The organism is Maribacter sp. PR66 (assembly GCF_028464205.1).
In the GTDB taxonomy this organism is placed as follows: Bacteria; Bacteroidota; Bacteroidia; order Flavobacteriales; family Flavobacteriaceae; genus Maribacter; species Maribacter flavus.
Genome location: NZ_JAQPCH010000003.1, coordinates 41,322 through 57,540, shown reverse-complemented (window position 1 = coordinate 57,540; position 16,219 = coordinate 41,322). Strand labels below are relative to the sequence as shown.

The window sequence follows — 16,219 nt, the reverse complement described above, 5'->3', positions numbered from 1 at the left end:
AATCCAAGATATCACTATGTTTAATAGGGTCTATTTTAAATACCTCTGCATATTAATTGCTTCGGTGTTTGGTTGTAATATTTCGGGTCAGGACTCTTTGGGTATTGTTGAGAAACCTAATATTTTATTGATTTTAACTGACGACCAAGGGTATCATGATGTATCATATTATGGCACCAAAGATATCCGCACCCCCAACATCGACCAAATTACTGCGTCAGGTATGCGTTTTGACAATTTTTATGCAAACGCTCCTGTGTGTTCACCAACACGAGCTGCATTGCTTACGGGTCGCTATCAAGACTATGTTGGTGTTCCCGGTGTAATTCGAACTAATCCCGATAATAATTGGGGATATTTGGATCCAAAAGCAACACTGTTGCCAGAAGAGCTTAAAATGGTGGGATATTCTACAGCCTTGATTGGCAAGTGGCATCTTGGTCTAGATTCCCCCAATACACCAATAGAACGAGGATTTGATTTCTTCCATGGATGGCTAGGGGATATGATGGATGATTATTGGGATCATCGTAGACATGATATCAATTATATGCGTTTGAATGCGATGGTCATTGACCCAAAAGGTCATGCTACCGATCTTTTTACAGATTGGTCCGTAGATTATATCAAAAGTCAAGCAGACGATAATCGTCCATTTTTTTTGTATTTAGCCTACAATGCGCCACATTTTCCGGTACAACCTCCAGAGGATTGGCTTGAAAAAGTAAAGAAAAGGGAAAAAGGAATTGAGGAAACTCGAGCTAATTTGGTCGCTTTTATAGAACATATGGATAATGGTATTGGTAAGGTTATTCAAGCATTGAAAGAAAGTGGTCAATATGATAATACCTTGATTGTTTTTTCAAGTGACAATGGAGGACATTTACCGAGTAAGGCAAATAATGGCCCGCTTCGAGATGGTAAACAAAGTATGTATGAAGGTGGTTTAAAAGTCCCAACGGCAATTAGCTGGCCTGGGAAAATAAGACAAGGGAGCGTTTCCGAAGAAGTGCAAATTTCAATGGACCTGTATCCAACACTACTTGAAATTGCAGGCGTAAAACCCAAAAATAAAATAGAGGGTCAAAGTTTTTATTCCCAGTTGGTAAAATCAGAACCTTCACTCGAACCCGACCGATCATTTTACTTTACAAGAAGGGAAGGTGGTACAAAATATGGCGGTCAAGCGATTTATGCTCTTCGTAAGGGTGATTGGAAGTTATTACAGAATTCTCCTAATCAAGGATATGAGTTGTACAATTTAAAGGAAGACCCTCTTGAACAAATGAACCGAATAGATAGTGATATTGAAAAATATCAAGAACTAAATTTTCTTTTAATGAAACACATTCAGAAAGGGGGAGAAGTTCCTTGGCAGAAGAGTTCATATTAGAAATATTGTTGTTTAGTTGAGTTAGTTTTTTTAGATAAAGGCGTGGTATGTCCACGCTTTTATTTATTTGGGTCATTTAAAATATAGGAATTAACAGATATTGAACACGTAAATGCTTATTGTCGTTTAGTGGTACTGCCGTTTACCTTAATTACTTATAACCAAATAGATTCAAGGCTGTTTAGTACTTTCCTTCCCCTTCCCACAAATATTCAATCTCAAGGTTTACTTTTTCCCTTCTAAACCACAGTATCAACTAAAACTTTAAATAGGTTCAATATCTTATCTCATTTGTCTGATAAATTCAATTTTTACAATTGGAATATTGAAAGGTGAATTTTTGAATAAAAAATGCATCCGTGAAACGGATAGCAGGTTATGTTTTGCGGGTCGCAAAACTATCTACTTCTTCGAAGTGAAAAGTGACTGATCCTTAAAAATATTCGGGATTCTACAAATTCAGAGAGTCCAAAAAATCGGAAACGAACTTTCCAAGGGTAAATGTTTTGACCCGTGGCGGGTGAAATATTAAAACTAATTTCAAAAAATGTATTTTAAGATTCTTTCTTAAGAATAAAATCCTTTTGTGGATAGGGGAGAAAATAGATAAAAGCCAAATACTTCATAATTGCTTGATGATTTGACATTTTCCAGTGTAGATTTCATAAGGGAAATTTAGCAGAATTGTTTTAGGTATGTTTTAGGTGGAAAATCAAAAAGGGCTTTCAATCTTTTGAAAGCCCTTTGTTTGCTAGTAGCGGGAACTGGACTCGAACCAGTGACCTTCGGGTTATGAGCCCGACGAGCTACCTACTGCTCTATCCCGCGATGTGGACGACAAAGATACAATTGTTTTCAGGTAAATTCCAAATAAGAACCAATTAGATTTGAAGAATATCAAAAAGAAAGTTTTAATTGGCAGTGGTTACACCGTTTTTAGATTTCAAAATGATATTTTCGTCATAAATAGCTACATTCGAAACTATGGAGCAATTAAACGAGTTTTTGGTCAAGGCAATTTCTGGAACAGAATGGCCCATGTTTGTTTTATTGATTGGAGGTGGATTGTTTTTAATGCTCTATTCCAAACTGATGCCCTATCGTTATTTTGGGCATGCTTTGGCCATAACCAGGGGCAAGTATGACGATGTCAATGCAAAGGGGGATGTAAGTTCCCTTCAAGCCCTGTCTGCTGCTGTGGCGGCCACTGTAGGTCTTGGAAATATTTCTGGGGTTGCCATAGCCATTCACGATGGGGGTCCTGGCGTTGTGTTTTGGATATGGATGACCGCTCTAATTGGTATGTGTATCAAATTCTATTCCTGTAGTTTATCCATCATGTTCAGGGGGGAGGATTCCGAAGGTAAATTACAGGGAGGTCCCATGTTTTACATTATAAAAGGTCTTGGAAAGAAATATAAGCCGCTGGCCGTATTTTTTGCACTTGCCGGTCTTTTTGGATTTTTAGGTGTTTTTACGGCCAACCAGTTTACGGAAACTTTTATGAGCGTGGTGAATCCTTCGGATACCATAGCCCAAATGAGTGAATTCAACTGGAAGTTGACTATTGGTTTTGTACTTGCCATTGTAAGTTCCTTTGTCATTTTTGGAGGGTTGGAAAAGATTGCGAAAGTAGCGACCGCTATAGTTCCTTTAATGGTCATGGTGTATTTGGTGGCGGTAATCATTGTTATGGTTATGAATGCCTCACAGGTGTTGCCCTCACTAAAAATGATACTATCAGAGGCTTGGAATTTTAAATCGGTTTTTACAGGAGGTTTTTGGGGACTTGTAATTATAGGGGTCCGAAGGGCCATGTTTTCTAATGAAGCAGGCTTGGGTAGTGCTCCCATGTACCATGGGCAATCCAAAAACGATGAGCCCATTAGGGAAGGTTTGGTGGCCATGTTGGGTCCGTTTATAGATACCATTCTTGTATGCACCTTTACCGCGGTCGTCATTATTCTTAGCGGTGCTTACTTGGAGGAAGGCAGCGGTATCGTAATGACCCTGAACGCCTTCCAAAAGACCCTTTTCGGTTTTGGGGATGAACTTTTAATGGTCATAGTTTCTGCGTTTGCACTTTCCACCCTTTTTACATATTCTTATTATGGGGTAAAATGTCTTTCCTATTTGACCAATGCCAAAATCGGCCGTTTGTACAATGTCTATTTTGTGGTCATGATCGTTTTTGCGGCCGTGGCCTCTTTGGAACTGGTGAAAAATCTTATTGATTTATCATACGCCCTTATGGTGATTCCCAATATGATAGCGGTACTTTTGTTGGCACCCAAGGTAAATGCAGCTTCTAGGATTTATTTTGAAAAATTAAAGAATGAACGAACATAAGGCAGGTTTTGTAAATATTATCGGTAATCCAAATGTGGGCAAGTCGACCCTAATGAATGCTTTCGTTGGGGAAAAACTTTCGATAATTACATCGAAGGCACAGACCACCAGACACAGGATTTTAGGTATTGTTAATGGGGACGATTTTCAGGTAATTCTTTCCGATACACCGGGAATCATAAAACCTGCATATGACCTTCAGACTTCTATGATGGATTTTGTGAAATCGGCCTTTGAGGATGCCGATTTACTTTTGTACATGGTAGAAATTGGTGAAAAAGCACTGAAGGACGAGCAATTTTTCAACAAGATTAAAAATTCTAAAATACCGGTTTTACTGCTATTGAACAAGGTCGATAAAGCGAGCCAGGAACTATTGGAGGAGCAGGTACAATATTGGCAGCAAGAACTTCCGTCAGTTGAGATCCATCCTATTTCCGCGCTTCAAAACTTTAATGTTCAAGGTGTATTCGAACGGATTTTGGAATTATTGCCAGCTTCGCCCCCTTACTATCCAAAAGACCAGTTGACCGATAAGCCGGAGCGTTTTTTTGTGAACGAGACCATTCGTGAAAAAATTCTTATGAACTACAAAAAGGAAATCCCCTATGCGGTAGAGGTAGAAACCGAAGAATTTCTGGAGGACGAGGAAATCATTAGGATTCGATCGGTGATTATGGTAGAGCGTGACTCGCAGAAAGGTATCATCATAGGCCATAAAGGAAGTGCCTTAAAGAAGGTAGGCATGGAGGCCCGTAAGGATTTAGAAAAATTCTTTGATAAACAGGTCCATATTGAACTTTTTGTGAAAGTGAACAAAAACTGGCGAAATGATAGTAGGCAGCTAAAGCGATTTGGCTATAATAATTAATTTGTTGACACAAAAAGTTTATTTTTCCTAACCCACTATACTGGAGTTCTTTACATCTTCCATACTCTAATTGAAGCAATAATACTTCCTTTCTGCATTAAAACTCTTATCGAAAAAATTGTTTTTTTTGGCAGATCGTGTAGATCTTTACATATCTTTGATATCGATGAAATGCAAAAAAAACCGATAAAATGCAAAATATAGTCATATTTGGTGCTTCTGGCCATGGTAGTGTTGTCTTGGATTGCATTGAAAAGGAAGGTAAGTACAAGGTGGTTGGTTTCATCGATTCCTTCAAGAAAAAAGGGGCCATGGTGAACGGATATCCGATTCTAGGAACCGAATTTGATTTACCATTTCTAATCGATAAGTATACGATCCGTGGAGGTATCGTGGCAATTGGAGACAATTGGATTCGTAATTCCATGGTAGAACGAATCAATAAAATTTCACCCAATTTTTCATACGTCACAGTTATTCACCCTAGTGCTGAGGTGGGTAAGGAAGTACAGATTGGAGTAGGAACCGTAATAATGCCCGGAGTCATTGTAAATGCAAATGCCATCATAGGTAATTTTTGTCTTTTAAATACCAATAGTTCTTTAGGACATGATGGTTTCATGCAGGATTTTTCCAGTTTGGCCCCAAAAACGTGTACGGGAGGAAATCTCATTTTGGGTAAGTATTCCGCCATTTGTCTGGGAGCCAATGTTATTGATTCTATTTCTATTGGACATCATACCGTAGTTGGTGCGGGCTCTTTGGTGGTGGGAAATTTGGAAAGTAACATTCTGGCATTTGGTTCCCCGGCAAAGAAAATAAGGGTAAGGGGCATAGGCGAACCTTACATGTCCGGCAGAAAAAGCAGATTGGACGTCATCCCTCTTTACAAGTGGGAGGAATAATTTCTTATAATTTTCTCAGTACTTTAATTACTACCTTTGCCCCCAAATAAAAGTTATGGGTGCTATAGTCGCTATTGTAGGAAGGCCTAATGTGGGTAAGTCGACTTTTTTTAATCGATTAATTCAGCGCAGGGAGGCTATCGTGGATGCCGTAAGCGGGGTGACCCGAGATCGTCATTACGGGAAAAGCGACTGGAACGGAAAGGAATTTTCTGTTATTGATACAGGGGGTTACGTGCTGGGAAGCGATGATGTTTTCGAGCAGGAAATCGATAAGCAGGTAGAATTGGCCATACAAGAAGCGGATGCCATCATTTTTATGGTCGATGTGGAAACTGGTGTGACCGGAATGGACGAGGATGTAGCAAAATTATTGAGACGCGTAAACAAGCCTGTTTTCTTGGCCGTCAATAAAGTGGACAATGCCATGCGCGAAGAGGATGCCGTCGAGTTTTATTCTTTGGGGCTTGGCAACTTCTATACATTATCCAGTATAAATGGAAGCGGCACAGGAGAATTGCTGGATGCCTTGGTAGAAAAACTGCCTGAATCCGTAAAGGAAGAAAGTGAACTTCCAAGATTTGCAGTTGTTGGAAGGCCCAATGCAGGAAAATCTTCATTTATCAATGCCCTAATTGGTGAAGAACGATACATCGTTACCGATATTGCCGGAACTACCCGGGACAGCATTGATACAAAGTATAACCGTTTTGGGTTTGAATTCAATTTGGTAGATACGGCCGGTATTCGAAAGAAATCGAAGGTTAAGGAAGATCTGGAATTTTATTCCGTGATGCGCTCCGTAAGAGCCATTGAACATTGCGATGTTTGTTTGTTACTATTGGATGCCACGCGTGGATTTGACGGTCAAGTTGAAAATATATTTTGGTTGGCCGCCAGGAACAATAAGGGAATTGTGATTCTGGTCAATAAATGGGACTTGGTGGCCGATAAGGAAACCAATTCGATAAAGGAATACACAAAAGCTATCAAAAAGGCTATTGAGCCTTTTACGGATGTCCCAATTTTGTTCATTTCCGTATTGACCAAACAACGTATTTTTAAGGCCATCGAAACAGCCGTCGAGGTATATCAGAATCGAAGCAAAAAGATCAAGACGCGGGAATTTAATGATGTCATGCTTCCCTTGATCGAGAATTATCCACCACCTGCCCATAAAGGCAAGTATGTTAAGATCAAGTTCTGTACCCAGCTACCTACGCCTTATCCGCAATTTGCCTTTTTTTGTAATCTACCACAGTATGTGAAGGACCCCTATAAAAGGTACTTGGAAAATAAGATTCGTGAAGAATTTGATTTTACGGGTGTTCCAATAACCGTTTTTATGCGGAAGAAATGATATGAGACAGGCACGTTTTTTGTTGTTATAGTTCCAATGAAATTAGACCATGCACAAGTGCTTTTCATTGTTTTACTTTCTGTTTTTCTTTAATATGATTATTTCTCAAGTTGGAGATAATATATCTGAGCAATTTGAAAACATCCATCTACATATCAACAAAACCACATTCTTACAAGGTGAAAGACTCTGGTTTAAAGCTTATGTAAGGGAGCAGAAAACAGGACTACCTTCATTGCTGACAAGCAATTTACACGTGGCATTATTCAATAAGGAAGGCGAAGAGGTCAAGCGGAAATTAATTTACATTCAAAATGGTTTAGGTCAAGGAAGCTTTGCCATTGACTCCACCATGACCGATACTGAGTTTACCCTTCTGGCATGGACTAACTACATGCTTAACTTTAAAAAGTTGACACCTTTTAGCCAGAAAATTAAATTAGTAAACTATGATACTGTTAGTAAAATAAGTTCTGAGCCCACAATTCAAATTTCGGTATATCCAGAAGGAGGGCAATTGATTGAAGGGGCGTATAACAATATTGGCATATTGGTCAATAATGGATTGAGTAAAGGTTTGGCGGTCAATGATTTGACATTGATTGATGATTCGGGTAAGGTAATCCGAAATAACATTACCACAAACGAATTGGGAATGGGCAAAGCCGGATTTATGGTTGAAGCTGGCAAAAGCTATTCTTTGCAATTTGATAAAGCGGACTTCCCTACGATTTCCAAATCGCTTCCAGAGGCCTACAAAATCAAATCAGTATAAGTATCGATAATAATGGCAAGGATGAGGTGCTCATTAAGTTGGTTGGCTCTAAAGATACATTTGAAGATAAATACAGAGAGAATTATACTATGGCGATTTATAAGGATGAATTTCTTCATTTGGAAGACCTGGCAATCAGCCGAGATGAACCTGTAATTTCATTTAATCGCGAGCACCTGCCGTTTGGGGTTCTAACTGCCGTGCTTTTTGATGAAGACCTGAAACCTATAGCCCGCAGAATGTTTTTTAATCACAGTAGTAGTGAAAAAAGGATAGTTGAGTTGGAAATTGAACATGGTGCAAAGATTTTAAATGATTCGATACAGTTGAATTTATTATTGCCAGAGCATATTTACAATGAAATCAACGTGAGTATTTCTACAATTCCTGAAGAGAGTTCCGCCTATAATCCAAATAATTCCATCATTACCTCATTTTTGGTACGACCATATTCAAACCTTCATTTTGAAGACTATTACTTTTTTGAAGAACAGGACAGAAAAAAGCGTTTTGAACTGGATACTCGACTACTGATTGAAGGTTGGGGAAAATACAATTGGGATTCCAGAAAATTGACAGATACAAAAATTGCTTTTAACAGGGAAAATCGCATCCCTTTTCAGGGAAAAATCATCGATGCGGATCTAAATGAAGAGAATCAGGTGTATCTAGTTGCCAAATTATCTGCGGTTATGGAATTTAATGAATTACAGAAAGATAAAACCTTTAAAGGAAATATGGTGCTTTTTGAGGGCGACTCTTTGCAAGTCAGTCTCATTGGTAAAAGAGGAAAGCTTAGAAAACCAAAGGCCGAAATTAGATTAACAAATACCTTTGAGAAGTTAACCAATACAAATGAATGGTTAAATCATGAAACTGTAAAAAGAAACAAAGACGATAGCGGAAAATCGATAACAAATAAACCCTTAAGTATTGAGGAACGGACTATTTCTTTAGACGAGGTAACTGTCACTGATAATTTGAAGCGAAATAATAAATTTCAAATTTCTGCAGAAGTTGAAGGTCGAGTAATAGGAGATTTGGATATTAAGCGTTCACCTTCCCTAAGTACCTATTTGACGAGGCTTGGTTTTATCATTGGGGGTAATAATGGTAAATTAGGAGTATATCTTCCAGATAGATTGGGTGGGCTTATCAAAGTTCCGATAATAATTGATGGAATGGGAACATTACCGGGCGAGGTTATCGGCTTGCCACTATCCAGTGTTCAATTTGTAACTTTCAGTAAATCCAGAATGACTCCACCTTTTATCTCCATCTCAATGAACAAAAACTATGTAGATCCGGAGAATAGGAACAAATTTGTCAAATTCGCGATTGAAAATGGATATGCTCAACCAGAAGAATATTTTGCTCCAGATTACCCCGATTATACCAGCTCGATATATAAAAGCTACGGTGCCATCGATTGGAGGGCCAACGTATCAATTGATTCCAGTGGTCCAACGACCATTACCGTTCCAATTAAAAATCAAAAAAAAATAATGATATATGTAGAAGGAATGAGTTCTGATGGCTCGTTGGTTTCTTTTAAAAAAAGAATAACACTTGGAAACAATTAATGTATTCTTGATTGCCATTAGCTCATATGTGAAAGTTGTATTATGTCCGATGGGATAATCAACATCACCAACCTCCCGAAGCACCTCCGCCTCCGAATCCGCCGCCTCCGAATCCACCGCTAAAGCCTCCACCTCCAAAACTTCCACCACCAAAACCACCCCCGGAAGAGCCGCTTCGTCCCATATTGCTAAGGATAATGACATCCCATGGGCTTAATCCTCGGCGTCTACCTCCGCGACCATTGTTTCCTCCTTTACGGCTCCATAGAATGAAAAGAATGATTAGAAAAATTAAAAAGGGTAAAAATGAAGAAAGCGGCGGTCCCTTCGTTTCGTCAAAGGTTCTGTCCTCCTTGAACTCGCCATTGAGGACTTGAAAAATGGCATCTGCACCTAAATTCAGGCCTTGATAATAGTCTCCTTTCTTGAATTCAGGGATAATGATATTCTGAATTATGCGGCGCGACATGGCATCCGTCAGGGAGCCTTCTACCCCATATCCCGTATTTATGGCAATTTTACGATCGTCCCTCGCCAGAATGACCAATATTCCATTATCCTTACCACTTTGCCCGATACCCCATTGCTGTCCCCATTGGGCACCCAAATAGTTGATGTTCTCACCTTCGGTGCTAGCAATGATGGTTATGACGATTTGGGTGGACGTACTGTCGGAATAGCGAATCAGTTTCTGTTCCAGTGCCTTTTTCTGCCCTTCGGGCAACAGGTTCACATAATCGTAAACACTGGTTTGCAATGAAGGTTTTGGTGGAATTTCAAACTGACTCCACGAGTGAAGAAAGCTAAATAGAAGTAAAAATCTAAGGCTAGCCTTTAGATATCTCATTGCTCAGTTCGTTTGTGTCATTGGCATGCCAAGGAAAATGTACCTTTAGCTCCTTTCCTGCCTCCAAAATTCCTGCAACCAACCCTTGTTTAAATTGCCCTTTTTTAAAGTGTGTTTCAATGATGTCCTTGGTAGAGTCCCAGAAGCCTTTGGGAACAACATCGTTAATGCCCTTGTCCCCGCAGATGACAAATTTTTTGTCGTGTACGGCAACATAAATCAACACACCGTTGCCTTCCTTGGTATTGTCCATCTTCAATAGGTGGAAAATTTCCTTTGCACGTTCGAAATGGTTTTCCCTTGTGTGCGCCTCTATGTGCACCCTAATTTCTCCAGAAGTTTCTTTTTCCGCTTCCAAGATGGCCGCTACAATTTCCTGTTCTTCGCCCTGGGTCAAAAAATCCTCTACTTTGGACATCGGCTTTTATTCAAATTCAAAATTCACATCGGGTGCTTGTTCCGATCCTGCTTCGGCCTTGAAATAAGCCAATTCATCAAAATTGAAAATTCCTGCCAAAATCGAATTTGGAAATTTCTTGATGTGCAAATTGTAGGGTTCAACCGTGGCGTTAAAACGGTCCCTGGCCACGTTGATCCTATTTTCCGTTCCTTCCAATTGGGACTGAAGCTCCAGAAAATTTTGATTGGCCTTAAGGTCTGGGTATCGTTCCACGGTGACCAATAATCTACTTAAGGCTCCGCTAAGTCCACTTTGTGCCTCATTGAAATTCGCCAATTGTTCCGGGGTAATATTGGTAGGGTCAATGTTCACGGAGGTTGCTTTTGCACGTGCTTCGATTACATCCGTCAAGGTACCGCGTTCAAAGTCTGCAGCTCCCTGTACGGTCTTTACCAAATTTCCAATAAGGTCGTTTCTTCGTTGATAGGCGCTCTCCACGTTCGCCCACGTTTTGGTGGAGGTTTCTTTGAGTGCAATGGCCGTGTTGTTAAAACCAACCGCCCATTGGTAGATTCCAAAGGCAAGTACGGCAAGCACAATTAGGGCAATTAATCCTTTTTTCATTGTCAATAGTATTAGTGTTTATAATGGTTATCCAGTTAGTATGCCAAAGAAAGCTTTTGTTACAGCTTTTAGAGCTGTTCCTTTATTTTGATTAGCTCCGCCTTTACGCGCTCCAGTTTTTGAATGATTTCAAAATTGGACAGGGTCTTTTGTTTTTCTTCCTTTAGGTGTATTTTGGCACCGTCCAAAGTGAAGCCCCGTTCCTTTACCAAGTGGTAGATCAATTGCAGGTTCTTAATGTCCTGGGGGGTGAATTTCCTGTTTCCCTTGGCATTTTTTTTGGGCTGTAGCACGTCAAACTCCTTCTCCCAAAACCGAATCAAAGAAGTGTTTACACCAAATGCCCTGGCCACTTCGCCAATCCCGTAATATCTTTTTTCAGGAAGTTCTACTTGCATTAATCCAGGGATTGGTTTTCTTGGTTGGCGTATTTCAACATGTTTTCAAATTCCTCCGGAGACAAGCTTCCGTAGTAGAAATTAATTGGGTTGATACGGTCGCCGTCCTTCCAAACCTCGTAATGCAGATGTGGGGCTTCTGAACGACCGGTGCTACCAACGAAACCAATGAGGTCCCCTCTTTTTACCTTTTGTCCAACTTTTACGTTATACTGGCTCAAGTGCCCATAAAGACTTAGGTATCCATAACCATGGTCAATACGGATATGCTTTCCGTACCCGGACGAATTGTTGTCTGCCCGAGTCACTTCACCATTGCCCGACGCATAGATGGGTGTTCCCTTTGGAGCGGTAAAGTCCATTCCATAATGCATTTTTCGTGCCTTCGTAAAAGGGTCTGAGCGCCATCCAAAACCAGAGGCCATACGTGTAAGGTCCTCATTGTTTATAGGCTGTATGGCGGGTATGGACATTAATAGTTTCTCCTTTTCTTCGGCTAGTTTGGTAATCTCGTCCAAAGATTTGGACTGGATGGCCATCTGCTTTTTAATGATGTCCAATCGCTGTGTGGTGGCAATGACCATTTCGGAGTTGTTGAATCCCTCCAAGGATTTGTATCGGTTTACACCTCCAAAGCCCGCTCGTCGTTGCTCCTCTGGAATCGGATTCGCTTCAAAATACAATCGGTATATGTTATTGTCCCTATCCTCAATATTGGCCAGAACATCTTCAATCTGTTCCATTTTTTTGTTCAGGAGCTCAAATTGAAGTTCGTAGTTCTTAACCTCCCGTTGCAGGGAAAGTTCGCGAGGGGTATTTATAACATTCGTGTTCAAGAGTAAAATCAACCCGAGCATTCCAAAAAGGAAGGAACCTAAAAAGAAAAACGCGATATTTCTGTATCGCTTCGATTTTTCAGGCTCGATCTTTCTGTAGGAAAGCGTATCCGGATCGTAATAGTACTTTACTTTAGACATGAAGCTATTTTATCCTATTTTTGTGGTTTATTTTAACATAACAAACAAATATAAAAATTGTTTTCTACAAACAGTTAAAATTTGTAAAAGCTTAGCATTTTAGATGAATTCCAAGGATATACGAACCCAGTTCCTAACATTTTTTGAAGGTAAAAAACACAAAATTGTACCCTCTGCGCCCATGGTCATAAAGGATGATCCAACCCTCCTTTTTACCAATGCGGGAATGAACCAGTTCAAGGAGTTTTTCTTGGGAATCAACGAACCCAAAAACACCCGGGTGGTGGATACGCAAAAGTGCCTTCGCGTGAGTGGAAAACACAACGACCTGGAAGAGGTGGGCAAGGATACCTACCACCATACCATGTTCGAAATGTTGGGCAATTGGAGTTTTGGGGATTACTTTAAGGAGGAGGCCATTACCTGGGCCTGGGAATTGTTGACCGAAGTCTTCAAAATGGACAAGGACAGTCTGTATGTTTCCGTTTTTGAGGGAAGCCAGGATGCCGATACACTGGAAAAGGACGCCGAGGCCTATGCCATTTGGAACAAGATCGTTCCTGCCAATAGGATCATCATGGGCAATAAAAAGGACAACTTTTGGGAAATGGGCGACCAAGGTCCGTGTGGCCCATGTTCCGAAATTCATGTCGACCTGCGTTCCGATGAAGAAAAAAAGAAAGTATCCGGAGCAAGTTTGGTGAACAAGGACCACCCTTTGGTCGTGGAAATCTGGAACCTGGTTTTCATGCAGTATAACCGTAAGGCCGATGGATCCCTGGAACCGTTACCGGCCAAACATGTGGATACGGGCATGGGTTTCGAGCGACTCTGTATGGCCTTGCAAGGCAAAAAATCCAACTACGATACGGATGTTTTTACACCTCTGATACGGGAAATAGAGATTATCACCGATGCCAAATATGGAAAGGACGAACCTACGGATATTGCCATTCGAGTAATTGCAGACCATATACGGGCGGTTTCCTTTTCCATTGCAGATGGGCAATTGCCCAGCAATACAGGTGCAGGCTATGTCATTAGACGTATTTTACGCCGTGCAGTACGGTACGGTTTTACCTTTTTAGGGACCAAGGAACCTTTTATGTACCGCTTAGTAAACGTACTTACCCAAAGTATGGGCGAGGCATTTCCAGAACTGTCAGAACAAAAGCAGCTCATTGAAAATGTTATCAAGGAAGAGGAACATAGTTTTTTAAAAACCTTGGATCAGGGATTGGTGCTGTTGGATACCATCATTGAAAAAACCAAGGGTAAAACGGTAGACGGTAGAAAAGCTTTTGAACTTTACGATACCTACGGATTTCCAATAGACCTTACGGCCTTGATATTAAGTGAGAAAGGACTTTCCTTGGACGAGGATGGTTTTAGTGTTGCCATGCAGGAGCAGAAAACCCGTTCCAAAACGGCTTCGGAAACTTCTAAGGGCGATTGGGAGATTTTACAGTCTGATGTGGAGCAGGAGTTTGTGGGGTACGATAGGTTGGAGGCCGATGTAAAAATTGTAAAGCATAGAAAGGTCGAGTCCAAAAAACAAGGGTTGCAGTATCAACTGGTCTTTAATCTGACACCCTTTTACGCTGAGGGTGGCGGTCAAGTAGGGGACAAGGGCTATTTGGAATCCCCCGATGGCGATGTAGTGTATATCGTTGACACCAAAAGGGAAAACAACGAAATCGTACATTTTGCCAAAAACCTTCCCAAAAAATTGGAAGGTACTTTTAAAGCGGTCGTGGACAGCAAACAACGTCAACGTACCGAAGCCAACCATACGGCCACCCATTTGCTGCATCAGGCCTTGCGCGAAATCTTGGGAACCCATGTGGAACAAAAAGGGTCTGCGGTGCATTCCAAATACCTGCGATTTGATTTCTCCCATTTTTCCAAAATGACCAAGGAGGAATTGGAGGCTGTGGAATCCTTTGTCAATGCGAGGATAACGGGCCAGTTGCCGCTGGAGGAACAGCGGAACGTACCTATAAAGGAAGCCTTGGAAAATGGGGCGATGGCCCTGTTCGGGGAAAAATATGGCGATGCTGTACGTACCATCCGTTTTGGGAAATCCATTGAATTGTGCGGGGGGACCCATGTGAAGAACACCTCTGATATCTGGCATTTTAAAATTAAGTCGGAAGGAGCGGTGGCCGCAGGAATACGCAGAATAGAAGCGATTACCAGTGACGCCGTAAAGGATTTCTATGCCGAAAGCAATAAATCATTGACCGAAATAATCGAAGCAATAGGAAATCCGCAGGACCCCGTGAAAGCAGTAAAAAGTCTGCAGGACGAGAATTCCGATTTAAGGAAGCAGATCGCGGCGCTTTTAAAGGACAAGGCAAAAAACCTTAAAGGCGATTTGCAGAGTGAACTACAGGAGAAAAACGGGGTGCGATATCTAATCAAGAAGCTTGATCTGGATGCCGCGGGCATCAAGGACCTCAGTTTTGAAATGGGACAAAACCAATCCGACCTATTTTTGCTTTTTGCCACGGAGCAGGATGGAAAGGCCTTACTTTCCTGTTATATTTCCAAAGAATTGGTTGCAAGCAAAAATCTGAATGCAGGTACCATTGTTCGTGAATTGGGCAAATACATTCAAGGCGGTGGCGGCGGCCAGCCCTTCTTTGCCACGGCGGGAGGGAAAAATCCGGCAGGAATTCCCGACGCTTTGGAGAAGGCTGTGGAATATTTTTTATAAGTCGCAAGCCCAAATAGTCAGACCCCAAAGGTTTTTAAAACCTTTGGGGGCATGGAAAAGATTGGAAAATAATAATAGAATGCTCAGTATAATCTTCCTATAAAAAATGAATAAATGAAATATGAGATTCTGATTGTTTTCCTTCTGCTGCTTTCATCTTGTTCAGATCCTATTTCCAAAAGCAAAGAAAAATCTGTTTTAGAGAAATCACCACCTATTTCCAATGAAGATTCACTAAGAATGCAGGACTATTGGTCAAAAGCGAATCAATCAGCGGTATATTCCCAAGAAAGACAAAAATATCTTGATTCCATTTTGCTGATTAAGCCAGATACTGCCTACATCTGGCAGCAAAAGGCAATGCCACTATATAAGGAAAGAAAGTATTCATTGGGCAAACCTTTCTTAGCGAAGGCCGTTCTATATGATTCTGTCAAGTATTTGGAATACAGCGCATTCTTGAAATGTTTGTTCTCAAAGGAGTATGAGGAATCGATTCAAGAGTTTTTGGAGGCTAAGAATAAGTTTGGTGACCGCTATGTAATGGACCACACATACAATTTCTATATTGGGATTAGCTACCTACAATTGAACCAATTTATAAAAGCAAAAGAGTTTCTAATTAAAAGTAGGGACCAGCAGTTTAAAGATTTTCTGAACGAACCTCCCGAAGAGGCATGCCATTATCTGGATTGGTTTTATTTAGGGGTAGCTGCTTATGAGTTAAAGGAGTATGAATCGGCAATTGAATATTTCGAAACGAGTTTGAAAGTATATACAAATTTTGCCGATGCACTTTACTATAAAGGAATTTCTCACTATAAATTGGGAAATAAAGACGAGGCGGAACTTTTTTTAAGAATGGCAAAGGAAAACAGGGAAAATACCATAAACGAGGATCAAGTGTATTACGTAATATATCCCTATCAGGTCTTTCATAAACTGAGTCCTTTGGCCGGTAACAATAAGTAGTAAAAAGACCCCAAAGGTTTTTAGGACCTTTGGGATTTCCATTACT

At 40.6% G+C, this 16,219-nt stretch carries 14 protein-coding genes and 1 tRNA gene; 9 read left to right on the top strand and 6 right to left on the bottom strand.

Going from position 1 to position 16,219, the window contains the following annotated elements; translation table 11 throughout:
• Positions 1–16 precede the first annotated feature (16 nt).
• The gene (locus tag PP181_RS07760; RefSeq protein ID WP_272636654.1) at positions 17–1,393 is read left to right on the top strand and encodes a sulfatase family protein; all 1,377 of its coding nucleotides are present in this window, start codon (positions 17–19) and stop codon (positions 1,391–1,393) included.
• 755 nt (positions 1,394–2,148) lie between these two features.
• Here the strand turns inward: PP181_RS07760 and PP181_RS07755 are convergent.
• Positions 2,149–2,221, bottom strand: a tRNA-Met gene (locus PP181_RS07755).
• Positions 2,222–2,377: 156 nt separating this feature from the next.
• Between PP181_RS07755 and PP181_RS07750 the strand changes: the two genes are divergently transcribed.
• The 6 genes from PP181_RS07750 (at position 2,378) to PP181_RS07725 (ending at position 9,236) form a co-directional block, all read left to right on the top strand.
• On the top strand, positions 2,378–3,742 hold the full coding sequence (locus tag PP181_RS07750) for an alanine/glycine:cation symporter family protein (RefSeq protein ID WP_272636653.1): 1,365 nt from the start codon (positions 2,378–2,380) through the stop codon (positions 3,740–3,742).
• Positions 3,729–4,613 (top strand): GTPase Era, encoded by an 885-nt coding sequence (gene era / locus PP181_RS07745; protein WP_272636652.1) that lies wholly within the window; start codon positions 3,729–3,731, stop codon positions 4,611–4,613. Before PP181_RS07750 ends, era begins: the two co-directional genes overlap by 14 nt.
• 191 nt (positions 4,614–4,804) lie before the next feature.
• Positions 4,805–5,518, top strand: a complete 714-nt coding sequence (locus PP181_RS07740) for a NeuD/PglB/VioB family sugar acetyltransferase (RefSeq protein ID WP_272636651.1) — start codon at positions 4,805–4,807, stop codon at positions 5,516–5,518.
• Positions 5,519–5,573: 55 nt separating this feature from the next.
• Entirely contained in the window at positions 5,574–6,878 is a 1,305-nt protein-coding gene (gene der, locus PP181_RS07735; protein ID WP_272636650.1) for a ribosome biogenesis GTPase Der, read from the top strand.
• A gap of 94 nt (positions 6,879–6,972) precedes the next feature.
• Positions 6,973–7,653: a hypothetical protein gene (locus PP181_RS07730; protein ID WP_272636649.1), complete on the top strand. Its 681-nt coding sequence runs from the start codon at positions 6,973–6,975 to the stop codon at positions 7,651–7,653.
• Between the two features lie 26 nt (positions 7,654–7,679).
• On the top strand, positions 7,680–9,236 hold the full coding sequence (locus PP181_RS07725) for a hypothetical protein (RefSeq protein ID WP_272636648.1): 1,557 nt from the start codon (positions 7,680–7,682) through the stop codon (positions 9,234–9,236).
• A gap of 64 nt (positions 9,237–9,300) precedes the next feature.
• Here the strand turns inward: PP181_RS07725 and PP181_RS07720 are convergent, their stop codons facing one another.
• The 5 genes from PP181_RS07720 to PP181_RS07700 all read right to left on the bottom strand — a co-directional run bounded on the left by PP181_RS07720 (position 9,301) and on the right by PP181_RS07700 (position 12,482).
• On the bottom strand, positions 9,301–10,083 hold the full coding sequence (locus tag PP181_RS07720) for a TPM domain-containing protein (protein ID WP_272636647.1): 783 nt from the start codon (positions 10,081–10,083) through the stop codon (positions 9,301–9,303).
• Positions 10,064–10,501 (bottom strand): TPM domain-containing protein, encoded by a 438-nt coding sequence (locus PP181_RS07715; protein ID WP_272636646.1) that lies wholly within the window; start codon positions 10,499–10,501, stop codon positions 10,064–10,066. The genes PP181_RS07720 and PP181_RS07715 overlap by 20 nt, the downstream gene beginning before the upstream one ends.
• A 6-nt stretch (positions 10,502–10,507) precedes the next feature.
• A complete protein-coding gene (locus tag PP181_RS07710; protein ID WP_138257270.1) occupies positions 10,508–11,107 on the bottom strand; it encodes a LemA family protein in 600 nt (199 codons plus the stop codon).
• A gap of 68 nt (positions 11,108–11,175) precedes the next feature.
• Positions 11,176–11,505, bottom strand: a complete 330-nt coding sequence (locus tag PP181_RS07705) for a MerR family transcriptional regulator (RefSeq protein WP_125222500.1) — start codon at positions 11,503–11,505, stop codon at positions 11,176–11,178.
• Complete coding sequence (locus tag PP181_RS07700; RefSeq protein WP_138257271.1) at positions 11,505–12,482, bottom strand: M23 family metallopeptidase; 978 nt, start codon at positions 12,480–12,482, stop codon at positions 11,505–11,507. The genes PP181_RS07705 and PP181_RS07700 overlap by 1 nt, the downstream gene beginning before the upstream one ends.
• A gap of 103 nt (positions 12,483–12,585) precedes the next feature.
• Here PP181_RS07700 and alaS point away from each other — a divergent pair, with 103 nt between their 5' ends.
• Complete coding sequence (gene alaS, locus PP181_RS07695; RefSeq protein WP_272636645.1) at positions 12,586–15,201, top strand: alanine--tRNA ligase; 2,616 nt, start codon at positions 12,586–12,588, stop codon at positions 15,199–15,201.
• A 114-nt stretch (positions 15,202–15,315) separates the two neighbouring features.
• On the top strand, positions 15,316–16,173 hold the full coding sequence (locus PP181_RS07690; RefSeq protein ID WP_272636644.1) for a tetratricopeptide repeat protein: 858 nt from the start codon (positions 15,316–15,318) through the stop codon (positions 16,171–16,173).
• The last annotated feature ends 46 nt before the right edge of the window (positions 16,174–16,219 follow it).